Source organism: Brevibacterium sp. AGC70 (genome assembly GCF_057334195.1).
This window is the reverse complement of sequence record NZ_JBHFIH010000018.1, coordinates 39371-61914: the sequence shown is the minus strand read 5'-3', so window position 1 is coordinate 61914 and position 22544 is coordinate 39371. Positions and strand designations below refer to the sequence as shown.

At 62.1% G+C, this 22544-nt stretch carries 25 protein-coding genes and 1 pseudogene; 15 read left to right on the top strand and 11 right to left on the bottom strand.

Annotated features, from left to right (window positions below; genetic code table 11):
* Positions 1-35 precede the first annotated feature (35 nt).
* Complete coding sequence (locus tag ACE03M_RS15615) at positions 36-959, top strand: LysR family transcriptional regulator (RefSeq protein ID WP_485934948.1); 924 nt, start codon at positions 36-38, stop codon at positions 957-959.
* On the opposite strand, the gene ACE03M_RS15610 is transcribed toward ACE03M_RS15615, so the two are convergent.
* Positions 935-1285 (bottom strand): winged helix-turn-helix transcriptional regulator, encoded by a 351-nt coding sequence (locus ACE03M_RS15610; RefSeq protein ID WP_485934947.1) that lies wholly within the window; start codon positions 1283-1285, stop codon positions 935-937. The genes ACE03M_RS15615 and ACE03M_RS15610 overlap by 25 nt on opposite strands.
* Before the next feature lie 83 nt (positions 1286-1368).
* Here ACE03M_RS15610 and ACE03M_RS15605 point away from each other — a divergent pair, with 83 nt between their 5' ends.
* A complete protein-coding gene (locus ACE03M_RS15605) occupies positions 1369-2133 on the top strand; it encodes an NAD(P)H-dependent oxidoreductase (RefSeq protein WP_485934946.1) in 765 nt (254 codons plus the stop codon).
* Positions 2134-2176: 43 nt separating this feature from the next.
* Here ACE03M_RS15605 and ACE03M_RS15600 read toward each other — a convergent pair whose 3' ends face one another.
* Positions 2177-2674 carry a GNAT family N-acetyltransferase gene (locus tag ACE03M_RS15600; RefSeq protein WP_485934945.1) on the bottom strand — a complete coding sequence of 166 codons (498 nt, stop codon included), beginning with the start codon at positions 2672-2674 and terminating at the stop codon, positions 2177-2179.
* 120 nt (positions 2675-2794) lie between these two features.
* On the opposite strand from ACE03M_RS15600, the gene ACE03M_RS15595 reads away from it, so the two are divergent.
* Positions 2795-3298: an SRPBCC family protein gene (locus ACE03M_RS15595; RefSeq protein WP_485934943.1), complete on the top strand. Its 504-nt coding sequence runs from the start codon at positions 2795-2797 to the stop codon at positions 3296-3298.
* A gap of 33 nt (positions 3299-3331) precedes the next feature.
* Here ACE03M_RS15595 and fdxA read toward each other — a convergent pair whose 3' ends face one another.
* From fdxA to ACE03M_RS15565, 6 genes are all read right to left on the bottom strand, one after another.
* A complete protein-coding gene (gene fdxA / locus ACE03M_RS15590; protein ID WP_143922707.1) occupies positions 3332-3652 on the bottom strand; it encodes a ferredoxin in 321 nt (106 codons plus the stop codon).
* A 35-nt stretch (positions 3653-3687) separates the two neighbouring features.
* Positions 3688-4593, bottom strand: coding sequence for an alpha/beta fold hydrolase (locus tag ACE03M_RS15585; RefSeq protein ID WP_485934941.1), 906 nt, complete (start codon positions 4591-4593; stop codon positions 3688-3690).
* Between the two features lie 171 nt (positions 4594-4764).
* Positions 4765-5430, bottom strand: a complete 666-nt coding sequence (locus ACE03M_RS15580; RefSeq protein WP_485934939.1) for an NAD(P)H-dependent oxidoreductase — start codon at positions 5428-5430, stop codon at positions 4765-4767.
* Positions 5431-5487: 57 nt separating this feature from the next.
* Positions 5488-5811: a DMT family transporter gene (locus ACE03M_RS15575; RefSeq protein ID WP_222103609.1), complete on the bottom strand. Its 324-nt coding sequence runs from the start codon at positions 5809-5811 to the stop codon at positions 5488-5490.
* The gene (locus ACE03M_RS15570) at positions 5808-6146 is read right to left on the bottom strand and encodes a DMT family transporter (RefSeq protein ID WP_485934938.1); all 339 of its coding nucleotides are present in this window, start codon (positions 6144-6146) and stop codon (positions 5808-5810) included. The genes ACE03M_RS15575 and ACE03M_RS15570 overlap by 4 nt, the downstream gene beginning before the upstream one ends.
* Positions 6147-6160: 14 nt before the next feature.
* Complete coding sequence (locus ACE03M_RS15565) at positions 6161-6730, bottom strand: TetR/AcrR family transcriptional regulator (RefSeq protein WP_485934937.1); 570 nt, start codon at positions 6728-6730, stop codon at positions 6161-6163.
* A 278-nt stretch (positions 6731-7008) separates the two neighbouring features.
* On the opposite strand from ACE03M_RS15565, the gene ACE03M_RS15560 reads away from it, so the two are divergent.
* From ACE03M_RS15560 to ACE03M_RS15550, 3 genes are all read left to right on the top strand, one after another.
* Positions 7009-7578: a DapH/DapD/GlmU-related protein gene (locus ACE03M_RS15560; protein WP_485934936.1), complete on the top strand. Its 570-nt coding sequence runs from the start codon at positions 7009-7011 to the stop codon at positions 7576-7578.
* Between the two features lie 193 nt (positions 7579-7771).
* A complete protein-coding gene (locus ACE03M_RS15555) occupies positions 7772-7966 on the top strand; it encodes a ferredoxin (RefSeq protein WP_143922701.1) in 195 nt (64 codons plus the stop codon).
* Between the two features lie 166 nt (positions 7967-8132).
* A complete protein-coding gene (locus tag ACE03M_RS15550) occupies positions 8133-9173 on the top strand; it encodes an NAD(P)/FAD-dependent oxidoreductase (RefSeq protein WP_485934935.1) in 1041 nt (346 codons plus the stop codon).
* 83 nt (positions 9174-9256) lie between these two features.
* Here the strand turns inward: ACE03M_RS15550 and ACE03M_RS15545 are convergent, their stop codons facing one another.
* Both ACE03M_RS15545 and ACE03M_RS15540 read right to left on the bottom strand, forming a co-directional pair.
* Positions 9257-10480: an amidohydrolase gene (locus tag ACE03M_RS15545; protein WP_143922699.1), complete on the bottom strand. Its 1224-nt coding sequence runs from the start codon at positions 10478-10480 to the stop codon at positions 9257-9259.
* Between the two features lie 42 nt (positions 10481-10522).
* Entirely contained in the window at positions 10523-11167 is a 645-nt protein-coding gene (locus ACE03M_RS15540) for an HAD family hydrolase (protein ID WP_485934933.1), read from the bottom strand.
* A 223-nt stretch (positions 11168-11390) separates the two neighbouring features.
* Between ACE03M_RS15540 and ACE03M_RS15535 the strand changes: the two genes are divergently transcribed.
* On the top strand, positions 11391-11822 hold the full coding sequence (locus ACE03M_RS15535; RefSeq protein WP_485934932.1) for a MarR family winged helix-turn-helix transcriptional regulator: 432 nt from the start codon (positions 11391-11393) through the stop codon (positions 11820-11822).
* On the top strand, positions 11822-12841 hold the full coding sequence (locus ACE03M_RS15530; protein ID WP_485934931.1) for an NADP-dependent oxidoreductase: 1020 nt from the start codon (positions 11822-11824) through the stop codon (positions 12839-12841). The genes ACE03M_RS15535 and ACE03M_RS15530 overlap by 1 nt, the downstream gene beginning before the upstream one ends.
* Positions 12842-13062: 221 nt before the next feature.
* Here ACE03M_RS15530 and ACE03M_RS15525 read toward each other — a convergent pair whose 3' ends face one another.
* On the bottom strand, positions 13063-13266 hold the full coding sequence (locus tag ACE03M_RS15525) for a cold-shock protein (RefSeq protein WP_009882802.1): 204 nt from the start codon (positions 13264-13266) through the stop codon (positions 13063-13065).
* A 536-nt stretch (positions 13267-13802) separates the two neighbouring features.
* Between ACE03M_RS15525 and ACE03M_RS15520 the strand changes: the two genes are divergently transcribed.
* The 7 genes and pseudogenes from ACE03M_RS15520 to ACE03M_RS15490 all read left to right on the top strand — a co-directional run bounded on the left by ACE03M_RS15520 (position 13803) and on the right by ACE03M_RS15490 (position 22525).
* The gene (locus ACE03M_RS15520; protein ID WP_485934929.1) at positions 13803-14819 is read left to right on the top strand and encodes an LCP family protein; all 1017 of its coding nucleotides are present in this window, start codon (positions 13803-13805) and stop codon (positions 14817-14819) included.
* Between the two features lie 141 nt (positions 14820-14960).
* The gene (locus ACE03M_RS15515) at positions 14961-15404 is read left to right on the top strand and encodes a thioredoxin family protein (protein ID WP_135447348.1); all 444 of its coding nucleotides are present in this window, start codon (positions 14961-14963) and stop codon (positions 15402-15404) included.
* Positions 15401-16114: a class I SAM-dependent methyltransferase gene (locus tag ACE03M_RS15510; RefSeq protein ID WP_485934927.1), complete on the top strand. Its 714-nt coding sequence runs from the start codon at positions 15401-15403 to the stop codon at positions 16112-16114. Before ACE03M_RS15515 ends, ACE03M_RS15510 begins: the two co-directional genes overlap by 4 nt.
* Before the next feature lie 107 nt (positions 16115-16221).
* Positions 16222-19383 (top strand): annotated as a pseudogene (gene fdnG / locus ACE03M_RS15505) (formate dehydrogenase-N subunit alpha); the annotation flags it as partial.
* Between the two features lie 467 nt (positions 19384-19850).
* Positions 19851-20999: a 4Fe-4S dicluster domain-containing protein gene (locus ACE03M_RS15500; RefSeq protein ID WP_485934926.1), complete on the top strand. Its 1149-nt coding sequence runs from the start codon at positions 19851-19853 to the stop codon at positions 20997-20999.
* Entirely contained in the window at positions 20996-22216 is a 1221-nt protein-coding gene (gene nrfD / locus ACE03M_RS15495) for an NrfD/PsrC family molybdoenzyme membrane anchor subunit (RefSeq protein WP_485934924.1), read from the top strand. The genes ACE03M_RS15500 and nrfD overlap by 4 nt, the downstream gene beginning before the upstream one ends.
* A 72-nt stretch (positions 22217-22288) precedes the next feature.
* Positions 22289-22525, top strand: coding sequence for a hypothetical protein (locus tag ACE03M_RS15490; RefSeq protein WP_143922689.1), 237 nt, complete (start codon positions 22289-22291; stop codon positions 22523-22525).
* The last annotated feature ends 19 nt before the right edge of the window (positions 22526-22544 follow it).

The window sequence follows — 22544 nt, the reverse complement described above, 5'->3', positions numbered from 1 at the left end:
CCATTTCGGAGTCCTCTCTGCCTAATATTGCAGATATGGACATGAAGCCGAACGATCTGCTTGTGCTGCTCACGGTTTCCCGATCAGCGAAGTTCACGACTGCGGCGGCGACGTTGGGGCTGAACCACACGACCATCTCGCGTCGCATCGCGGCTCTGGAGAAGGCCTTGGGCGGACGTGTTCTGTCTCGAGCATCCGGCGGTTGGGAACTCACCGAATTGGGTGAAGAGGCAGTGCGGGTCGCGGAACAGGTGGAGGATGCGGTGCGCAGCCTCGGCGAACCTGGCCGTGCCCCCGACCCGATCACCGGAGTGGTCCGAATGACTGCCACGGACGGCTTCAGCGCCTATGTGGCGGCCCCGGCCGTGGCAAAACTGCGGAGTCGACATCCCGGACTCAGCGTGGAGATCGTGACCGTGACCCGCCAAGCTCTGCAGCAGCGATCTGGCTTGGATATCGAAGTCGTCGTGGGGGAGCCGCAGGTGCATCGTGCTCAAGCGTTCAAACTCGGTGACTACGAATTGGGCATGTATGCCTCAAAGAACTATCTGGCTGAACAGGGCACACCGGCAACGGTCGAGGAACTGGTTGACCATCGACTGGTCTACTTCGTGGACTCCATGCTCCAAGTCGACGACCTCGATGCCCCGCGTCGACTGGTCCCCACGATGAAGGACGGAGTGTCCTCGACCAATGTGTTCGTCCATGTGGAAGCCACGCGCGCCAGTGCGGGCATCGGTTTCCTGCCCTGTTTCATGGGTGACCTGCATGCCGACCTGGTCCGACTCCTACCGGAGACCCTGTCGGAACGGCTTCCCTATTGGATGGTCCTACGGCCCGACTCGATGCGCCGCCCCGCCGTTGCCGCCGTGGTCCAGGCCCTGCGGGACCAGACAGTTGCTCATGAAAAGGCTCTTCTGGGAGAACGTGACACTCAACTGGCGTCCTCGCGGTCATAGACAGGACGAATGTATCGCTCGCTCCAGTCGCCGAGTTCCTCGGCTATCTCGGCTAGTGCGGCGCCGGACTCGGTGAGTTCGTAGGTGACATGCGGCGGCACCTCTGGATACACAGTCCGTATGAGGATGCCATCGTCTTCGAGGGCGCGCAGCTGTCGAGTCAGTGTCTTTGCAGAGACAGGACCCGCCTCCCTCTGCAGACGTCCGAACCGCAGGGGGCCGGCGACGAGTTTAGAGACAATCGTCAGCTTCCAGTCACCTCCGGCGACTGCAACTCCGACTTCGATGGGACACACCTCGAAGGCACTTCGAACCTTGTTCCTCATCGCTGGCTCCTGACGTCGATGACCCTTAGTGACAAAAATGACCGTACTACCGCAGAGTGCACGATGAGCCTAGCATCGAACTCATGCATGTACTTCAGATCTCAGCAGCTCCGTCAGCAACCGCCCTCACTGCGGATCTCGCAGCAGTTGCCCAAGCGACTTTGCACGACCACGGTCACCAGGTCACAACTGTGGACCTGATGGCCATCGATTGGAACCCTGTAGTGACGGCCGCCGACTACGGTCTGGCTGAATTCACGGCTCCCGTCGGGACTCATGCGGCCGACGCCGCTGCGCGAGACACTCTGTCGCCAGTGGTGAGAGAACATCAGCGGCTCCTGGCGGATGCCGACCTGGTCGTCTTCACTTTTCCACTGTGGTGGGGAGGGATGCCTGCGATCCTGAAAGGCTGGGTCGACCGCGTCTTCACCGATGGCTTCGCCTATGGTCTCAGAGATGACTCCGACAATCCGCGAAAGTTCGGCGACGGCGCGTTCAGCGGCAAACGCGGTCTGATCATCACCACCGCTGGGGAACGCTCATCGAGCTTTGAAGGCAGGGGCATCAATGGGTGCATCGACGATCTTCTGTTCCCAGTCACCCACGGCGTCTTCTGGTACACGGGAATCGCTCCGCTCAAGTCCGTCACACTGTTGGGCATCGACAGCCCCTTGTGGAAAGGAATCGACGACGCCCGCAGCCAGGTCAGACAGCGCCTCAGTGAAATCGAGGATGCCTCAGCAATCCCTTACCGGCGGATGCTCGAGGACTATGACGAGAAACGACTCCTCCGTTCAGATATTGCCGGGGGACGCTCCGACCTCGGGGTGCACGTCCGATCAGCGTGATATCTCGGGTTAATTCCACCCGGATGCTGTGGAACCCGAATCCTCACAGATCTATGGCGAAGACGAGGTGGACCGGCGATGCATGGCGCAGTGATCGATCGAGTCTCATGCCGACCTTCTCAGCCACCCGCTGGGAGGATCTGTTGTCCTGGTGGATGATCGAGACCAAACGCGACGCCAGCGCACGCGAACCGGCGTAGTCGCGACAGGCAACGGCCGCCTCGGTGGCATAGCCGAACTTCTGGGCTGAACCTTTCACGTGGTATCCGAGTTCCAGGGCGGGTGTCCCATCGACCTTCTGCCAGGTCAGGCCGCAGTCTCCGATGAATTCGCCGGCATGGGTCTCTATGACCCAGAGCCCGTGACGGTATTCGGCATAGTTGCGCACGTTCCAATCGATCCACCCAGCGGCTTCAGTGCGATTCTTGGGGTGCGGGTAGTACTCCATGACTCGGGGATCGCCGAGGAGGTCCGCCATGTCGTCGAGATCGTCCGTTGACATCTCACGGAATCTCAAGCGCCGTGTCTCGTTCGGAGTCATGCTCTTCACACTACGCTTCGTCCGAAGAACCCACGGGTCGTGATGGCCGCCTGGGTAACAGCGTGGTGCAGGCCAGGCGATCGACGGCCTAGGCTGAGCATGACGGATGAAGGGAACTCGATGAAACGCACCATGCAGGTCAGCGACAGCATCGTGATCAACTGCGGCGCCGACGCCATTTGGGAGCAGGTCGCAGATCCGACGCAGATGCCTCGGTGGAGTCCAGAGAACACGGGAGCCAGCACATCGGAAGGACCACGACCGCTGCGCGTGGGTGAAGTCTTCGACGGCACCAACCGTCGTGGTCGAGCCACCTGGGTGACCGAATGCGTCGTCATCGATTCGGATCCAGGTTCCCGATTTGCGTTCACCGTACGCAAGATCGGACCGCGCTCGCCGACTCTCACAGGCAACAACGCCACCTGGTCCTACGCCTTTGAAGAGGTTGGGGGAAAGACACGTGTCACCGAAACCTGGAACGATGACCGCATCACATGGCCGAACTGGGTGGCAGTGGCATTCGATCGCGTTGTCACCGGAGGCACCACCTTTGCCGAATTTCAGCGGTTGAACATCCGCAGAACGCTGACTGCGATGAAGGATGAGTTCGAACAGAGGACCTGAGGACTCGGGACCTTGGCAGATCCTGTCGACCGCTTACTGATTCTGCGGCGGCAACGAGGCAATGATCGGATGGTCCTTGGGAATCACCCCGTGGACGGCGGCCCCGCCCGGCGAACCGATGTCATCGAAGAACTCGACATTCGCCTGGTAGTAGGTGGACCATTCCTCAGGAGTGTCGTCCTCGTAGAAGATCGCCTCCACCGGACAGACTGGTTCGCAGGCTCCGCAGTCAATGCATTCGTCGGGGTGGATATAGAGCATCCGATCCCCTTCATAGATGCAGTCCACAGGGCATTCGTCCACACAGGATCGATCCTTGACGTCAACACAGGGCTGAGCAATCACGTATGTCATGCCCACCACGGTAGCCCGAGATCTTGACCCCGAGGTCAATTGGGCGCTTTGTCAGGGATACTCCTGTCTGAGGCGTGCTGCTCAAGGGCGTCAGATTGCCTGAGCGCTGCATCGAACACTAGCTCGGCATGGGTCCAGAGGAGCGCGCCGCCAGCTTCATCAATCACTCTTCGTCGTGCGTGCGGGAACCGGGATGTGAGGAGCGCGCCGTGATCGGGCGAGTGCACCTGATCGCGGACTCCGAACAGTACGGTGACAGGAATTGTGATCGCGGCCAGATCGATGGGCCAGCGCGCAGCCGCCATCATCGTGTCTGCGACGTACCCGCTTCCACCTCCAACGAAGCCCTCTGCAAGAGCAGTCCGGTAAAGGGCATCGAAGGCGGGTGTCATGTAGACGGCGCGATCCTGCGCATCGGACCCGTCGAGGACCATGGTGAGCATGGCATCGGGCGTGAAGGAGCTCAGGAGATCCTGAGCGACGTCCGGTGCGCTCTGCACGAGATCGGGTAGAGCGCGTGCGGTCTCGGGGAGCAACTGGCGCACTGACGGGTTGGCTGCTTCGTCTGCTGGTGAGACTAAGACAAGAGTCTGTGCCCAACCCCGGGCGGCCGCAGCGAGACCGAACAGCGCACCTTGCGAGTTTGCAATGATGGGAACGCTGGGGTTAGTCACGCCGAGCGCGGCGGCAACGAAGAAGCAGTAGTCGGCTGCTGTCGAAGCCGGCGTGCGTGTGCGATCGGGGTCCGAACCGCCCATGCCGGGACGGTCCATCGTGATCAGTCGAATACCGCGGGCATCGAGCAGATCTTCACCGAACACCATGGACTTACCGGTTCCCGCCCCGGCGATGAACAGGATCGGCGTCCCGTCTTCCGGACCATAGATGAGGCCGGTCAATGATCGTCCGGACGAACGACTCACGGAGAGAACTTGCGGCATCATGCAATTCTAAGGCCCCCTCCACCTCCCTGCCAGGGCGGCGTGAGTATCTGCGAGCATGGCCACGCGATATGGCGTGCGGTGTCAACCCACCCCCACGATCGATCGCATGATCAGGCGGCTGCGCTACGAACTTGTCGAGTTCGAACTCACTCCAGTGTTCAGGCTCATTCACCGGGAAGCAATCCCGAAGCGATGAGCCAGATGATCGTCCTTCACATTGCGTACTTCCCGTTCATTGGACATGAACTGGCGTGCGAATGCCGGAACTTCACAAAGACCCTGTTCGCGGGTGATTGCATCACCCTCGACGTCGTAGATGAAATGGCTTTCAACATCCGTCAGTCCGCAGTAGGCGAATGTACCCACATCGAGTTGCGTGTACATTGCTTCGTCGTACCCATACTTGGAGTAAGTCGGCTGTGCGGTGGCGCCAGTTGCCAGCAGCATGGTCGGTATGCTCGGCAGGAGTGGGTCTGGCTGGTCCTGGGTGGCATAGTCCATGGCCTCTTCACCAAATGCCCATCCACCAGTGAACACGCGTTCGATCCAGCCACGCATCATCGCTGGCAGGCCCCACCAGTAAATGGGGAAGACGAATGCCAGCCGGTCGGCCTTCTCGACGCGTCGGTGCATTTCGCCAATACCGGGAGGCACGGGTCCGCCGTAGTAGTGTTCGTGGTCTTCGACGGTGAAGCGGGGGTCGAATCTTTCGGCGTGCAGATCAATCCGGTCCACGGTGTGACCGGCTTCTTTAAATGCCTGCTCGAATGATTCGAGGATGCTGGCAGTGAACGCACCTGGTACTGGATGCGCGTATACGGTGACGAGATGCATAGTGATGCTCCGTTCTCTTCGCAGGGTTGTGTATTGCCTAATCGGTACAAGTGCCAGTCAGTGGGCGGCGCCCAATTCGACGAACAGGACCCCGCCGACCACCAGGGCCATACCGGCCGCCATCACTACGGTGAGCGGTTCCTGGAATAGCCACCGGCTCAGAATTGCTGTGACCACCACCCCTGCGGCCGTCCAAATTCCGTAGGCCACCCCGAGTGCCATGCCCTGAGCAAGGCAGACGGTCAGCAAGGTGAACGCGATCAGATAGCCGGCAACGGCCGCGATATACCACGCCCTGTTTCCCTGCACGGCGGCACGCAGGGAAAGAGTGCCGGCGACCTCTGTGATGACCGCACCCGTCAGGGCTGCAGCGGCAATCATGATCCGTTCTCCGCCGAGGCTCGGTTGCGGGCTGCGGTCTGGGAGCCGAATTCGATGACCAGGACCCCGGAGATGATCAGTGCCAGTCCTAGCGTCATCATGCCGGTCAGCGGCTCGTCGAAGAACACGGTAGAGAACACTGCGGTCAATGCGACCCCTGATGCTCCCCAGATGCCATACGCTGCGCCGATGGGCATCCCGGCGCGCAGGGCACGGGAGAGCAGGTAGAAAGCGGCGAGGTAGCTGATGACTACGATTGCATATAGCCACAAAGTCTCGAGCGCGCCCCGCAGGGAAAGTGTGGCGGTGACCTCTGCGACGATGGATCCGATCAACGCCGTCCACCTAGTCACGTATCCGCCAGGAGTGCCATTGCCGTGGCGCGTACGCGCTCGGTTGCCGCGGTGTCCAAGGGGAATGTGCAGAAGGCAGTGGAGTACCAGACGCCGTCGGCAACCAGGCGTGCGGTGAGGAGATTTCCCTGGGCGGCTGCATCCAGGTTCTCCGAAATGCCGAGCCAGGGCTGCATTCGCTCCACCCATCGAGCAGTCATCAACTCGCTGTAGCGAACATCGGTGCACATCACCACATCCGTCCGGTCCAGTTCGTCTGACAGCACGCAGTTCAGATATGCACGGATCCGCTCGGCCGTAGTCACGGCTTCGGGTGGCTGCCCGATCTCCTGCTGGAGTCGGCGTTGCCAGTGGTCGATCACGTGATCGACGAGCCCGAGCATCAATGCTTGCTTTGTGGGGAAGTGATACATGAGCCCGGGCTTGGTCAGTCCTGCCTCGCGCGCTGCCGATTCCAGTGTCACCGGCGCACCAGAGGCCGCTAGAGCCAGGCCGGCCTCCACGATACGGTCTTTCGATCCCTTAGCCATACCCGGCACTATACCAACCAGAAGGTAAAGAAGCATCCGCAGCTTTCTGCGCACCACCCCAACACTCGGACGGATTCGGCACCGAGAGCCCCATCGAAGCTGTCGGCTCACAGGAATCGATGATGCAGGCGATCCGCTCCACACGTCCCGGAGGCCACGTGGGCAAGGTCTTCGACCAGACGACGTCGCTGGATTGAGCCGCCGAGGCATATGCCGCAATGGGCACGCGTGAGGCCCACAAGGTCCTGCTCAAATCCTGAGCATCCTTCCCGCCGAAAATGCAGGAAAGCGAGAAACGCGAAAGGATGGTCAGCATGGAACTCAAAGATCTGGTCAAAGCACTCAACAACGGTGAAACCATTGCCGGCGATTCGCCCCTTCATGAGGTCATGCACCGCACCAGCCAAGAGGCGCTGCGCATCACCGCCGAACTCAACGGTTCATATCACGAGCCCGACGAGGTCCGGCAGCTGTTGGCGTCGCTGATCGGGAAACCAGTGGACAAGACCGTCACGATGTTCCCGCCGTTCCACACCGACTTCGGAAAGAATACGACGATAGGTCGACGGGTCTTCATCAATTCAGGGTGCAGCTTTCAGGACCAGGGCGGCATCAGAATCGGAGACGATAGCCTCATCGGCCACAACACAGTTCTGGCGACCCTCAACCACGACATCAACCCGGAGCGTCGCGCCGACATGCAGCCCGGCCACATCATCATCGGCCGCAACGTGTGGATCGGTTCGAATGTGACCGTTCTGCCCGGCGTGACCATCGGCGACAACGCCGTGGTCGCGGCGGCCTCGGTCGTGACCAAGGATGTGCGTGGAGGGACCGTCGTAGTGGGCTCACCGGCCCGTATGGTGCGATCCGTGACTGACTGAGCCGGCATCGCCGCGGAACGAGTCTGCCGATCTGGCACCGATGAATCACCCATGACCTCGGTGTATTCTTGACGCGAATACGCGGCATGAGAGCATCCGAATGGAACTCATGGCCGTTTGCCATGACACTGGAGCTGGTGCGTTTCGCAAGAACCGAAACTGGGCGCCGATACTCAATTCTTCGGAGGTAGAAATGCGCATTGAACTCGACCAACCACGCTGTGAAGGCCATGGGCTCTGTGAAGAAGTAGCCCCTGATCTGGTCCACCTCGATGACGAAGGCGAACTGATCATCGACATCGCAGAGATCGAGGTCGGATCCGATGAGGAACACCATGCTCAAGAGGCAGTTCGCATCTGCCCAGTGACTGCACTGTCGCTCAAATGAGATTCGCGCACTGATACCCGAGGGACCGAGCAGAAGGGAATGCACGTGGACCGCAATTATGAGAATATCGTGATCGTCGGCTACGGCATCGCAGGGATGACAGCGGCGGATACACTCCGCTCTCACGGGTATCAGGGCCGGCTGGCCATCGTTGGCGGGGAGCCGCATGAACCCTATTCGCGGCCTGGACAGGTCCAAGGCCGTGCTGGCCGACGTCGGCACAATCGAGCCGCAGTATCTGCCGGCGTCCGACCATGGTGCGAGAGTGTTCCTGGGCAACCGTGCTGTGGCACTGGATCTGAAGCGGAGCTCGATCACGCTCGACAACGGTGAGCACATCGACTTCGACGGACTTGTCATTGCCAGCGGCTCCAGTGCCAAGCGGTTCACCGATCATCCCCGCGAATTCTCGGTTCGCAGCCATGACGATGCGCTCCGACTGCGAACGCGCCTGCACGACCAGCCGAGTGTGGTGATTTTGGGCGGGGGCCCGCTCGGAATGGAGATCGCCTCCGCGGCCCGGAAGATCGGCTGTGCCGTAACGCTGGTGCACCGAGGACCTCCTATGGCCAGCCATCTTGGCCCCTATCTGGGCAGCCGGTGCAGCGAGGCCGCCCGTGCTCAGGGTGTTGAGCTCATCGATGGAAGAGTCGCCGAGGTGTACGCCCCCGATTCTGCTGACGGACCAATCACGGTTTGCCTCGAAAGCGGACAGGAGGTCGGTGGGGATGTCATCGTCTCTACGATCGGTGACGCTCCCGAAGGGGATTGGCTTGCCGACTCCGGCCTGTTGACCGATGGGCGACTCAAAGTGGACACTCGTGGGCGAGTGAATGAGCACATAGTGGCAGCCGGTGATATCGCGTGGCTGCCGACCGCAGACGGTCACGAACGACAGCCCCTGTGGACGGCCGCGATTGAACAGGCGAAAACCGCTAGCCTTGCTCTGCTCGTCGGTGATGAAGCCCCACCGCTGGACTTTCAATCGTACTTTTGGACCGAACAGTTCGGACTCACCATCCGCGTCTCCGGCGACTTCCCCGTTCATGGCGAACCCGAAGTCGTCGCTCGCGGACAGAAGGCCAATCCAGACGCGCTCCTGCTGCGCTGGAGTGGTGACGCGCAGTCGGCGGCCGCCGCCGTCGGTTATCGAATAGCTATCCCGAAGTTGCGTAAAGTCGCAACCGGAGACTTCCTGCCGTCCTGAGAGGTTCCGACCACGACAAGGTCGAGCCCGTCGAAGCGGACCAGATCCGTCCGAGGCCGCCATCTGATGAGGGTGGCAATTCCTTAGCTGCCCAATTGTGACAGCGCCGCGACGACCTGTGCCTTCGTGGCGATTTCAAGAGTCGGATCGATGACGGGGGCGAACTGCGGTGAGTGATTGGCCGGGATGTCCGTGTTCACGGTTCCCGCCTCGGCTGCCTTCTTGTACTTGTCAGCATCGCTGGATCCGATCATCCAGTATGCGTAGGGAATCTCGAAGGCATCGGGGATCTCGCTGAAGTCCTCCGAGGCTGTGGCGGGATTGGCCGGTTGGACGACCCCGTCATCGAAGTAGTCTTCGAATGCCTTGGTGACCGCCTCGTTCGCGTCTTCATCGTTGTCGGTCAGCGGGAACTGGTCGTAGTACTCGAAGCTCGGTTCCTTCTGGGATCCTGCGGCTTGGCACTCTGCCTTGACGATGCGTTCGATCGAGGCGATGATGCGGTCGCGGACTCCCATGTCATAGGTGCGCAGGTTGAGCAGAAGCTCCGCTCGATCAGGGATGATGTTGGATTTGGATCCCGAGTTCGAAGCGCCGACCGTGACGACGGCGAACTCACCGGGTTCGACCTCACGGGAGACGATGGTCTGCAGACGCAGAACGATCGTGGCGGCGAGGACCACGGGGTCCACCGACAGGTGCGGCATCGATCCGTGTGCTCCACGACCGTGCACGGTGATCTTCACGGAATCTCCAGCTGAGAGCACTGGGCCGGCCTTTGTGTTGACCGTTCCCGTGGGCAGCGGCATGACGTGCTGAGCGTAGGCGACGTCGGGTTTGGGGATCTTCGAGGTGAGGCCGTCGTTGAGCATGGCTTTGGCCCCGGCAGCATCCTCTTCGGAGGGCTGGAACAGCGCGATGTAGGTGCCTGACCAGGCGTCGAGGTTCTCATTCAGCAGACGGACTGCGCCCAGAAGTGCGGTGATGTGCATATCGTGTCCGCAGGCGTGCATGACTCCATCGATTGTGGAGGAGTAGTCCAAGCCGGTGTCCTCGCTCACCGGGAGGGCATCGATGTCGGCACGGGCGAGGACTGTCGGGCCCTGACCGTTCTCGATGACAGTGACGAGGCCCGTCTTCGAGACGTGTTTTGACTCAAGACCCAGGTCCTTGAGCTCGGATTCGATTCGCTCAGAAGTCTTGTGCTCCTGGAGGCCGAGTTCGGGCTGGCGGTGGAAATCTTTGTAGAGGCCACGCTGCCAATCCAGCTGAGAATCGATGTTGTCCAGGAAATCGGTGCTCGACATCACTTCTCCTTGAGTTCGAGGGTGAACGGGAACGACCCGTCCTCAGTTTTCAACGGCAGCAGGGGAGGAGAGGAGCCCAAGGCCTATAAGGTCGTCTCGCAGCTGCCGGGCATCGGTGAAGAGCAGGCCGATGAAGCCGAGTTGTTCGGCGGCACCGATGTTCGCCGGCAGGTCATCGACGAAGACCGTCTGTTCGGGGACTAGGTCGAAGCGTCGGCTCAGGAGGTGGAAGATCTCAGGGGCGGGTTTGATCAGCTTCTCCCGTCCCGAGACCACGATATCTTCGAGCTCATCGATCGCCGGCGCGACCTTCGGCGCATGGTGGAAGGTCTCTGCCGACCAGTTCGAGAGACCCAGCAGTCTGACTTCTGAGGCCTTGAGCTCGGCGACGAGCTCGGCCATTCCCTGAATCGGTCCCGTCAGGGACAGGTCGAAGCGGTCATAGTAGGCGGCGACGATCTCACCGTGACGCGAATCGGATTCAGCCGCCCGTGCGATCACCTCTGTGATCGGCACCCCGCGATCAGCCAGCGTATTCAGCATGCCGAAGTCCGCCTCGGCGGCAAAATCATTCCACTCGTCCCTGGTCATCCGATCGGCAAGAGGCCCGGTCTGATCCCAACCTATGAGGACGTTGCCCAGGTCGAAGACGACGGTGGTGGGGTGCGGGTCGGTCGGATGAGTCATCGTGGCATCACCTGTTCTGTGTGGGGACCTCAAGGCTTCCAACGCTACTCTCGGAGAGCCGCGCCCGCATCTGATGAAGATGTTCGACAATAGCTCGGCGAACCTCAGTTCATTGCCCGCACGGCGATCATCATTCTCATTACCCCCAGAGCAGGTTTTGGAACGGCATGTGCATGACATATCATTGAGTACTCAATGAGTTAACAATGAAAGGTGGTGCTTCGTGCTGGAATTGTGCATGCGTCTTGTCCGGGCCGATACCGAGATCCGGCGAAAGCTTGAGGTCCAAGGCCTCTCCCTCAACGATCTGACAGTCCTGCAGAGCCTGTGCTCTGCGCCGGGTCGACGACTGCGCCGAGTCGAATTGGCGGAGAGCCTGGGAATCACTCCATCTGGAATCGCCCGCTTGGTCGCACCGCTGGAGAAGCTCGGATATCTGTCCCGGGACTCCGACCCGCACGATGCGAGGATCTCGCTCGTCTGCCTGACCGATGTCGGCGCCGCGCTCTACCAAGATGCCGTCAAGGTCGCCGAGGAGAAGGCCACCACCCTTCTGGGTGACGTCTTCGATTCCGCAGAGCAGGAGCAGCTGACCGAAATGCTGGGGCGTCTGGCACCGTCATTCGCTCGGCGGCCAGTCTTGGAAGCTGACTGATGGCGAACCCACCTACGCACAATCGTCGCTGGGTCCTTGAGGCGAGGCCGCAGGGCCGGACGGTGTCCTCATGTTTCGACCTGCAGGCCGAAGAGCTGAGTCCTCTGCAGCCGGGTGAGGCGCGAGTACGAGTCGAGTGGCTGAGTATTGATCCGACTCAGCGCGGGTGGCTCAACCCTGGAGCGAACTACCGAGCACCTGTTGAGATCGGCGAGGTGATGAGGGGAGCAGGTGTCGGCACCATCGTGGAATCGGATGACGAGGGGCTTCCTGTAGGCGCGAAGGTGTACGGCGAGCTGGGGTGGCAGTCGTATGCGACGGCTTCCGGGCAGGGACTCTTCGGAGTCAATGTCGTTCCCGACGGAATGGAGCCCCGCCACATGCTCAGTGTCTTCGGCACCAACGGTCTGACGGCCTACTTCGGAATGATGGAAATCGGGCGACCTTCTCCTGGAGATACAGTGTTGGTGTCTGCAGCGGCTGGTGCCACTGGTTCGATTGCGAGCCAAATCGCTCGATCCCTCGGGTGTCACACCATCGGGGTCGCCGGCGGGCAGGAGAAATGCGACTGGGTGCGCGAGGCGGCGGGATTGGACGCGTGCATCGACTACCGGTCGGACAGCGTCACGGAGCAGCTCAGAGATCTGGCCCCGGACGGCATCGACGTCTATTTCGACAATGTCGGAGGCGAGCTGCTTGAGACCGCCATCGACAACCTCGCCGACCACGGCCGGATCGTGCTCTGCGGAGCAGTGGCCACGGGATATGAGCGTGATCGGCAGACTGCCGGAATCCGCAACTACATGCAGCTTGGTCTGCGTCGAGCGAGGATGGAAGGCTTCGTCTTCTTCGACTACCTCGACAGATTCCCTGAGGCCTTGGCGCATCTGTCTGGAATGTTCGGCCGTGGCGAATTGGCCGTCACCGAAACGATTGCCGAGGGACTGGAGGCTGCCCCGGGAGCCCTGGACGGACTGTTCACCGGTGCCAATCTGGGTAAGCAGCTCGTGCACGTGTGAGTGAATACGGGAGCGGACCGCTGGGCAGGCGCCAGGCGTCGACACCGCTCAAAGCCTGCGGACGCCGAAAAGCGTGTGACCGCATTCGGAGCAAGTGAAAACACAGACTCCAAACGCGAACACACGCTTTTGGTTTAACTCAGTGCAACTGCGTTCCCGGCAGGTGCTCGCTATTGACGAATCAATCGCGATCCGGCCGGGACCGGAAGGTTACGGAAATCTCAGAGGGGACGAACGCTTGTGGCCTGAAGACCCTTGGAGCCCATTTCCGAGTCGAATTCAACATTCTGGCCCTCGGCGAGCTCACGGTAGCCGGTCGATTCGATCGCGGAGAAGTGAGTGAAGACGTCTGCTGAACCATCGTCAGGCTGGATGAATCCGAAACCTTTTTCCGAGTTGAACCATTTCACGGTACCTGTAGCCATAATCTTTGTATCCTTATTTTAAACTGGTGACCGCCGGAGCGGTCTGGATGGTCGGACCCTTTGAGGGCCCGGCTGTTCACATTGTCAGAGACCTGAACTGAACGACATTGCCGATCAGCTGATCGCCTGAAGATGTGACTTCCTGTCGGATGATCTGCGCATTGAACGCAGGTCCGGCAGAAAAATGTGGAGAAACCGAAGTTCCGAGATTCGTGCTGAAGTGAAGAATCCTCATCTCAGGCGAAAGCGGGAAGTGTGGTCTCGGTAGGGCACTCGAAGGTGCTGGACGGAAGCCGAAGAACGGCTGGATTGAAAAGTAAGAAAGTTAGAGAGGCGCGGATGGTAGACACGCGCCAACAGGCAACAGCACGGCGCCAAGCGAATCTACCTACGCTCGCGGCACCACACGTTCCGCACCGTTTCGTACGGGAACAATTCAACTCTAACAGAATGTATCGCCCATCGGTGACACAAAGTTCGGAGAAATTATGTTTAGGATTGTATGCAATCCATCGCCAATCGCGAATTGAAGTTCTATGCCGTATTCCGAAGTCGGTCCACGACGACAGCGCCGCCTTGCCATGAAGTACCGACGTCGCCGCACCATCGTCGCCATACTCGCGGTCCTCGTCATCGGAGTCCCGGTCACGATCGTCGCCGTTGTTCACAACCTGAAGGGGAACATCACCTCCTCAGCACTGCGCGCGGGGGACGGTGAGGCGCCCGAGAAGATCACGGATGAACTGAACGTCCTCATCCTCGGCTCCGATACCAGGGCGCTGGACACACACGACTACGGCTTAGGCGATGGTGCGCGCAGTGACGCGATGATCCTCGCCCATGTCTCCGATGACTCCTCTCGTATCGATGCCGTCCAGATTCCGCGCGACACGATGATGGATATGCCTGCCTGCGAAGACACTGGGTCCGGTGCTTCGCCGGCTCAGCGCGGAATGATCAATTCGGCACTCAACCAGGGTCCTGCATGCTCGGTCTCTGCGGCCGAAGAGCTCACGGGAGTTCGCGTCGACCACTTCGTCGAAGTCAACTTCGACGGCTTCGCCACAATCGTCGACGCACTGGATGGGATCATCGTTGATCTCGACGAACCTCTGCACGACGACAAGGCGAACCTCGACCTGCCCGCAGGGAAGCAGACCCTGGGCGGCACGGATGCCCTCGCCCTAGCGCGGACCAGGCACGCCGTCGGAGATGGCAGCGATATCTCGCGCATGGGCAATCAGCAGATGGTCATGGACTCCATCATCGACCGAGCGAAGAGCTCCCACACATTGTCGAGGCCCGACCGGCTCTACAGTTTCCTTGATGCGGTCACCTCTTCGCTGCGTGTCGATGACGGACTCGATTCGGTCTCCTCCCTCGGCTCGTTGGCCGCGACCGTGTCTTCAGTGCCCAAGGACTCGATCACCTTTGCGATCATGCCGTGGCAGCCGGCACCGGACAATCAGAACCGCGTCGTGAAATCATCTGCCGCCGATGCTGTCTTCTCAGCCATCACCGAAGATCAGCCGATCGTCGACCTCGTGGACTGAGCTTCGCGAGGTCGGGCCGACACGCGAGTTCGTCGTACCGAGGTGACTGGTGTGCGTCGCGAACGGACCTTGGGGCCGCCTCGCTGTCCAGACTGCGAAAGTGTCCAGACAGTATTCATAGTCGGCGTTTAGACTGCCCGAATGTCTACGATCGAAATCACCAAAGACAACTTCGAGTCAACCATCACCGACAGCTCGATCCTTCTTCTCGACTTCTGGGCCGACTGGTGCGGCCCCTGCAAGCAGTTCGCCCCCGTATACGAAGAGGCCTCCGAACAGTACTCGGACGTGGTCTTCGGAAAGGTCGACACCGAGGCGCAGCAGGAACTCGCGGGACTCTTCGCGATCTCCTCCATCCCGACCCTCGTCGCCTTCCGCGAGGGCATCGTCGTCTTCGCCCAGCCGGGTGCGCTCGCCGCACCTCAGCTCGAACAGGTCATCACCGCGGTCAAGGAACTCGACATGAACGAGGTCCGCGAGGAACTGGCCAAGCAGGAAGCCGGCGTCGAGGCAGCCGAAGGATCGGACGCCGCAGTGGAGTCGGAGGCGACCGAAGTCTCCCCTGAATCCGGACCCCAACAGTGACCGAACCCCAACAGGCCGTGAATGCAGGAGTCCCCGACTCCGTTGCGGCCTGGGAAGAGCGATATGCCGGAACCGGCGAAGCGATCTGGTCGGGCAATCCCAACGAGTCGCTCGTCGCCGCAGTCGACAGCCTCACCCCCGGCCGCGTCCTCGACGTCGGCTGCGGTGAGGGCGCCGACGCCATCTGGCTGGCCGAACACGGCTGGGATGCCACCGGAATCGACCTGTCGCAGACAGCCGTCGATCGGGCCGCGGAAGCAGCCGCAGCGAAGGGGGCCACCGTATCCTTCGAGGTCGCTGACGTCTCCACCTGGGATCCCTCGGGTGCGAATTCCAACGAAGAGCACCCTCGCCGAGGCGGCTATGACCTTGTCATCGGCTGCTTCCTCCACACCCGGTTGCCCGACACCCGTGAGGAGCTCGTCGGAAAGGTCGCCGAGCACGTCGCACCCGATGGCCGGCTGCTGCTCATCTCCCACGCCGAGATGCCGCCGTGGGCGGAGAACCTTGACGAGGAACTTGGCCACGGCCTCGGTCATCATCATGAACCGGTGACCCCGAACGGCGATTTCGCCCTGCTCATCGGCGGCAGCCCTGTCCGTTGGGAGATCGAACTCGCCGAACTGCGCACCAGGGCGGTCGAAACGCCCGATGGACAGCCTGCCGAACTCGACGACAGTGTGCTCCTGGCACACAGGATCACCGACTGAGGACCTCCTCGGCGAATGAGATCACCGCATCTCACCTCGTGAAACACTGCGGATGATCATGGGCGATTTGGTCACCATCGGCCGCTCGGAAGGGCTAGGGTTGAGCCATGGCTCGGTTCAGTCCTCTCGAGTGGCCGGTGATCCGGCAGCTGCGATCCTCCGATGCGTCGGGGCGCGGCGAATCAGTGGTGTCCCAGAAGACTCGCGACACCACCTCACGCAATGCCACCGCGGACAAGGTAGTGCAGTCGGTCTGCCCGTACTGCGCCGTCGGCTGTGGTCAGAAGGTCTTCGTCAAGGATGACAAGGTCATCCAGATCGAAGGCGACCCGGACTCACCGATCTCCCGCGGACGCCTCTGCCCCAAGGGCGCGGCCAGCGAACAGCTGGTCAACGCCAACGGACGCATCACCGACGTCCTCTACCGAGCACCACGAGCCAAGGACTGGCAGAAGCTCGATCTGGGCACCGCCATCGACATGGTCGCCGACCGCTTCATCGAAGCCCGCCGCAATCACTGGGAGGACTTCGACGACAAGGGCCACCCTCTGCGTCGCACGATGGGGATCGCCAGCCTCGGCGGGGCGACCATCGACAACGAGGAGAACTACCTCGCGAAGAAGCTCTACACGGCGGCGGGCGCGATACAGATCGAGAACCAGGCGCGTATTTGACACTCCGCCACGGTTCCCAGTTTGGGAACCTCGTTTGGGCGAGGCGGCGCCACACAACCCGTCCAGGATATGGCGAATGCCGACTGCATCATCATCCAGGGATCCAACATGGCCGAGTGCCATCCAGTGGGCTTCCAATGGGTGACCGAGGCCAAGGCCCGCGGTGCACGCGTCATCCACGTCGATCCTCGTTTCACGCGCACCACCGCGATTGCTGATAAGCACGTCCCGATCCGGGCCGGCTCCGACATCGTCCTGCTCGGTGCGCTCATCAACCGTGTCCTGACCGAGGGTCTGCACTTCGACGAGTACGTGCGTGCGTACACGAACGCCGCGAACCTCATCAGCGAGAACTATCAGGACACGGAGGACCTGGACGGTCTGTTCTCCGGATTCGACCCGGACACGAACTCCTACGACAACTCGACCTGGTCCTACCAGACCGACGAAGCAGGTCGTGCGGTCAGGGATGAGAGCCTGAGCGACCCCAGGTCGGTGTTCCAGATTCTCAAGCGTCACTACTCCCGGTACACACCCGATATGGTGGCCGAGAACTGCGGGATCAAACCCGCCGACTTCGAATACCTGGTCGAGTCCGTGACCCAGAACTCCGGGCGCGAACGCACGACCTGCTTCGCCTACGCAGTGGGTTGGACCCAGCACTCCCTGGGCGCGCAGTTCATCCGCACCGCCTCGATCCTCCAACTCCTGCTGGGCAACATGGGCCGACCCGGCGGCGGCATCATGGCACTGCGCGGGCACGCCACGATCCAGGGCTCGACCGACATCCCGACCCTGTTCAATCTGCTCCCCGGCTACCTGCCGATGCCCAGCGCCGGAGTGCACGAGACCTTCGATGACTACGTCGCCGCCGTCGGCACCCCGGAGACCCACAAGGGCTATTGGGCCAACGGGCGCAGCTACGCCACCAACCTGCTCAAGGCTTGGTGGGGCGATGCGGCGACGAAGGAGAACAACTTCGCCTACGACTATCTGCCGAAGATCAACGGCGCCCACGGCACCTATCAGACCCAGGTCCGCATGCTCAACGACGGTGTCGACGGCTACTTCCTACTGGGCCAGAACCCGGCCGTGGGATCAGCCAACGGCCGGATGCAGCGCATGGCGATGAGCCACCTGAAGTGGATGGTCGTCCGCGACTTCCGGCTCATCGAGTCCGCCACCTGGTGGAAGGACGGTCCGGAGATCGCCAGCGGTGAGCTCACAACCGAGGACATCGAGACCGAGATGTTCTTCATGCCCGCCGCCAACCACACAGAGAAGGCCGGCACCTTCACGCAGACGCAGCGCCTCGTGCAGTGGCGGCACAAGGCCGTCAACCCGCCCGGAGACGCACAGAGCGAACTCGACTTCTTCTTCGAACTCGGAAAGCGAGTGCGCGAGAAGCTGAAGGACTCGAAGGATCCTCGTGACCGTCCGCTCCTCGACATGACCTGGGACTACCCGGTCGACGAGGAGGGCGAGGTCGACCCCGAATCGGTGCTGGCCGAGATCAACGGCTACTACGTCGGTGGAGAGAAGGACGGGCAGCCGCTCGACAACTTCAACCAGATGACCGACGACGGCACCACCGCCGGCGGCTGTTGGATCTATGCGGGCATCTACGCAGGCGGGCAGAACATGGCCGCCCGGCGCAAACCCCGCGCAGAGCAGGACGAGACCGCCGCCGAATGGGCTTGGGCATGGCCGGCGAACCGCCGCATCCTCTACAACCGCGCCTCGGCAGCACCGGATGGCACACCGTGGTCGGAGCGCAAGAAGTTCGTCTGGTGGGACGAGGAATCCGGCAAGTGGACGGGCAAGGATGTGCCCGACTTCCCGATCGACCGAGCACCCTCGGCCCGATCGGATCAGGCCCACGGTGGTCCTGCCAACCTCGACGGTGACGATCCGTTCATCATGCAGGCCGACGGCAAGGGGTGGCTGTTCGCACCCAGCGGCATGGTCGACGGACCGATGCCCACACACTACGAACCGCAGGAATCGACGGTTGGCAACCCGCTCTACGATCAGCAGAGCTCACCGACGCGCCTGGTGATGCGCCGTGAGGACAACCTGTCCGCGCCAGGAGCCGGCAATCCCGGTTCCGAGGTCTACCCCTACGTGTTCACGACCTACCGCCTGACCGAGCACCACACTGCCGGTGGCATGTCCCGGTGGCTGCCGTACCTGTCGGAGCTGCAGCCCGAGATGTTCTGTGAGATCTCACCGGAGCTTGCCACCGAGGTGGGTCTTGAGCCCTACGGGTGGGCGACTCTGGTCTCCCCACGGGCTGCCATCGAGGCCCGCGTTCTCGTGACAAAGAGGATGACGCCGCTGACGATCGGCGGGAAGACCATCCACCAGATCGGCCTGCCCTATCACTGGGGTGTGGGCGGGGACGCCACCGTCGAAGGCGACTCCGCGAACGATCTGCTGGGTGTCACGATGGATCCCAACGTGTTCATCCAGAACAGCAAGTACGTGGCCGGAACGATCATGCCGGGCAGGCGTCCGCGCGGTCCCGAACTCGTCGACTTCGTCGAGAAGTACCAGCGCGAGGCCGGACTGAGCCCCGAATCGGGCAACCAGCTGGTCACCGTCTCCGAAGAGGTGGTCGCCGAGTCCCACGCTGCCGATTCTGAAGCCAGCAAGGGTGGACATCCGCACCGCGGTGGCGACTCCGCCGTCGGTGTCACCCCCGGACGCACCTTCGGAGACGAAGCGACCGACAGCGGTGAATCGGACGACGCCGAGGCGACCGGTGGTTCGGCGCCCGATGACGCTTCCAGCGTCGTCGACAGTGCCGACGATCGCTCGGGTCGTGTCGATCTTCGACCTGTCGATTCCATCGACGAGAACAGGACCGAGACCGTGGGCGCGAACCGCGCGGACGACGGGGACCCGACCGACGGGGATCCGGACCGTGGCTACATCGGCAAGGATGCTGACAGCGCTCAGAAGGGCAACCTCGGCGAGGGTGCACGTGACTTCAGCGGCCGAGACGACGAGGATGCCGACACGACTACCGTGGACAATAGAGGATATGAGGAGGAGGACTGATGTCGACAACGACTGTCGAGGACGATGCTGTTGCTGACGGGCACTGGCACGGTTCCGCGCACGAGCGCAAAGGGTTCTTCACCGATACGTCGATCTGCATAGGCTGCAAGGCCTGTGAGGTCGCCTGCAAGGAGTGGAACAACAACCCGCAGGACGGGACCTTCGAACTCCTCGGCTCCTCGTACGACAACACGGGCAGCCTCGGCGCCAACACGTGGCGACACGTGGCCTTCATCGAACAGGATTCCGAGCGGATCGAAGCCGCCCGTGAATCCGGACGGAAACTCGTCAACCTCGGTATGCCGACGATCCGTCCCCGTACGAACGAGTCTGCGGGTGCCAAGCCTTTGGACGGAGCCCTCGGTGCCGCAGAGTCCGGGTCGAATGGGGCCGGTGCGTCGGGAGGCGGTCTGCCGTCGACACCGCCGATGGGCATCGACCTTTTGGCACCCGGAGCCCTGAGCCCGAGCGACCCGGAGGACATCGCAAAACTCGACACGACGCCGCCGGACACCGCGGACTTCCGCTGGCTGATGTCCTCGGACGTGTGCAAGCACTGCACCCACGCCGGCTGTCTCGACGTGTGCCCCACCGGAGCACTCTTTCGCACGGAATTCGACACCGTCGTCGTGCAGAACGATGTCTGCAACGGCTGCGGCACCTGCGTGGCCGGCTGCCCCTTCGGCGTCATCGAACGCCGCGACGACGGCACGATCAACACTCCCACCGACCGCGACGACCGCAAGGCCGCGGATATGGACGTGCCGAACAAGAACACGGCCAACAAGTGCACACTCTGCTACGACCGCCTCGTCGAGGGTGACACTCCGGCCTGTGCGCAGACATGCCCGACGGAGTCGATCAAGTTCGGCGACCACGACGACATGGTCGACAAGGCCCACACCCGGGTCGCCGACCTCCACGCGAAGGGCATGACCGAGGCCCGTCTCTACGGCGCCAACCCGAACGACGGCGTCGGCGGAACCGGATCTGTCTTCCTCATCCTCGACGAGCCAGAGGTCTACGGTCTTCCCCCGGATCCGCGGGTGCCGACGAAGGACCTGCCACAGATGTATGCCAAGGCAGGCATGGCCGCACTCGGCATGGCCGCTGCCGCCGGACTCGCGTTCCTCGGGAGCCGGCGTTGAGCACATCCGAATACGATTCCTACCGCCCACCTGAGCTCGATCGCGGACGGAAGAAGCGTCGCCGAGGCAGTCGCCCCGCTGGTGGCCGCGGTGGCTCCGGTGGACCTGATGGTTCTGGTGGTGGCCGTGGCGGCGGTCAGGGTTGGAAGAACCGTGGGGCCGACGGCAACCGTGAGATGCCGATGGTCGAGGATGTCGAATTCTCCTCGTACTACGGACGTGCCATCGTCAAGGCTCCACCATGGGGCGATGAGATCGCGCTCTACCTGTTCCTCGGCGGTCTGGCCGGCGGCTCGAGCCTCTTGGGCCTCGGCGCCCAGTTCAGCGACCGCCCGGGTCTGCGCATCGCCACCAGGCTCACGGCGATCACCGCAACCGGCGTCGGGGGAGCGGCACTCGTGGCCGACCTCGGCCGGCCCGAACGCTTCCTCAACATGATGCGCGTGTTCAAAGTCAGCTCGCCCATGAGCCTGGGCACCTGGATCCTCTCCGGGTTCGGCGTCGGATCGGGAGTACTTGCCGCGCTCGAGGTCGACCGGCTGACCGGTCTGCGGCTTCCGCTGGGTCCGCTGCGTCGTGTTCTGCATGCTTTCGAGACTCCTGCCGCGCTCGAGTCGGCACTCTTCGCCACTCCTCTGGCCGCGTACACCGGAGCGCTCCTCGGCGACACCGCGGTCCCCACCTGGAACGCCGCTGGTCGCAACGGTCTGTCCTACGTCTTCGTGTCCTCGGCCGCCGTGGCCGCCGGAGGGACTGCGATGGCTCTGGCTCCCGTGCGAGAGACCGGACCGGCGCGCCTGCTCGCGCTGGTCGGTGCCGCCGGCGAGGCGATCACGATGGATCGGATGAAGCAGGGCATGCACCCCGCCGAGGTGGATCCTCTCGAAGAGGGCGAACCCGGCCACAAGCTCCACCGGGCGGAGAAGCTGCTCATCGCCGGTGCGATCGGAACAGCCGCTGCCGAGGTGGGGGCCAGGGTGTTCGCGAAGAAGCTCGGGAAGGGTGCGGGTTGGAAGACTCGAGCCGCACTACGTGCCGTCTCAGTGGTCAGCGGTGCGGCACTTGCAGCCGCCTCGGCGTACACGCGATTCGGGGTCCTCGAAGCCGGCATCGAGTCCACGAAGGATCCGCGCCACGTGGTCGAACCGCAGCGCGCTCGCCTCGAGGAGCGTCGCGCCCGCGGCATCACAGGCGACTCGATCACGACCGGGGTCTAGGTCTCGACGGTCAAGGCAGGTTGTGACAAGCCTTTGAGCAGCAGACCGCCCGGGAAGTAGGGTGAGAAGACCATGAAGGACGCAGTGAGGGAGCTGCTCAAGGACCGACGCAGCCTGAGAGAGGCGGCTATCGTTGCTGTGCTGTTCCCCCTTGTGACTTTCGGTATGAATCTCTTCGGCTGGGGCAACGGCATGTTCTCGTGGTGGCAGACGCTGCTCGTGGCGCCCATCATGGGTTTCGTCTACTGGCTCTTTGTGAGCGGCTTCAGGCGCTTCGTCAACGAGGACCTCACGCCCTCTTGGATCTGAGCCTGCAAGAGAGACTCGA

Excerpts from the sequence above, each read along its gene's own strand:
- ACE03M_RS15615 (WP_485934948.1), top strand. The coding sequence starts at position 36 with ATGGACATGAAGCCGAACGATCTGCTTGTGCTGCTCACGGTTTCCCGA.
- ACE03M_RS15610 (WP_485934947.1), bottom strand. The coding sequence starts at position 1,285 with ATGAGGAACAAGGTTCGAAGTGCCTTCGAGGTGTGTCCCATCGAAGTC.
- ACE03M_RS15605 (WP_485934946.1), top strand. The coding sequence starts at position 1,369 with ATGCATGTACTTCAGATCTCAGCAGCTCCGTCAGCAACCGCCCTCACT.
- ACE03M_RS15600 (WP_485934945.1), bottom strand. The coding sequence starts at position 2,674 with ATGACTCCGAACGAGACACGGCGCTTGAGATTCCGTGAGATGTCAACG.
- ACE03M_RS15595 (WP_485934943.1), top strand. The coding sequence starts at position 2,795 with ATGAAACGCACCATGCAGGTCAGCGACAGCATCGTGATCAACTGCGGC.
- fdxA (WP_143922707.1), bottom strand. The coding sequence starts at position 3,652 with ATGACATACGTGATTGCTCAGCCCTGTGTTGACGTCAAGGATCGATCC.
- ACE03M_RS15585 (WP_485934941.1), bottom strand. The coding sequence starts at position 4,593 with ATGCCGCAAGTTCTCTCCGTGAGTCGTTCGTCCGGACGATCATTGACC.
- ACE03M_RS15580 (WP_485934939.1), bottom strand. The coding sequence starts at position 5,430 with ATGCATCTCGTCACCGTATACGCGCATCCAGTACCAGGTGCGTTCACT.
- ACE03M_RS15575 (WP_222103609.1), bottom strand. The coding sequence starts at position 5,811 with ATGATTGCCGCTGCAGCCCTGACGGGTGCGGTCATCACAGAGGTCGCC.
- ACE03M_RS15565 (WP_485934937.1), bottom strand. The coding sequence starts at position 6,730 with ATGCTTCTTTACCTTCTGGTTGGTATAGTGCCGGGTATGGCTAAGGGA.
- ACE03M_RS15560 (WP_485934936.1), top strand. The coding sequence starts at position 7,009 with ATGGAACTCAAAGATCTGGTCAAAGCACTCAACAACGGTGAAACCATT.
- ACE03M_RS15555 (WP_143922701.1), top strand. The coding sequence starts at position 7,772 with ATGCGCATTGAACTCGACCAACCACGCTGTGAAGGCCATGGGCTCTGT.
- ACE03M_RS15550 (WP_485934935.1), top strand. The coding sequence starts at position 8,133 with ATGAACCCTATTCGCGGCCTGGACAGGTCCAAGGCCGTGCTGGCCGAC.
- ACE03M_RS15545 (WP_143922699.1), bottom strand. The coding sequence starts at position 10,480 with ATGTCGAGCACCGATTTCCTGGACAACATCGATTCTCAGCTGGATTGG.
- ACE03M_RS15540 (WP_485934933.1), bottom strand. The coding sequence starts at position 11,167 with ATGACTCATCCGACCGACCCGCACCCCACCACCGTCGTCTTCGACCTG.
- ACE03M_RS15530 (WP_485934931.1), top strand. The coding sequence starts at position 11,822 with ATGGCGAACCCACCTACGCACAATCGTCGCTGGGTCCTTGAGGCGAGG.
- ACE03M_RS15525 (WP_009882802.1), bottom strand. The coding sequence starts at position 13,266 with ATGGCTACAGGTACCGTGAAATGGTTCAACTCGGAAAAAGGTTTCGGA.
- ACE03M_RS15520 (WP_485934929.1), top strand. The coding sequence starts at position 13,803 with ATGCCGTATTCCGAAGTCGGTCCACGACGACAGCGCCGCCTTGCCATG.
- ACE03M_RS15515 (WP_135447348.1), top strand. The coding sequence starts at position 14,961 with ATGTCTACGATCGAAATCACCAAAGACAACTTCGAGTCAACCATCACC.
- ACE03M_RS15500 (WP_485934926.1), top strand. The coding sequence starts at position 19,851 with ATGTCGACAACGACTGTCGAGGACGATGCTGTTGCTGACGGGCACTGG.
- ACE03M_RS15490 (WP_143922689.1), top strand. The coding sequence starts at position 22,289 with ATGAAGGACGCAGTGAGGGAGCTGCTCAAGGACCGACGCAGCCTGAGA.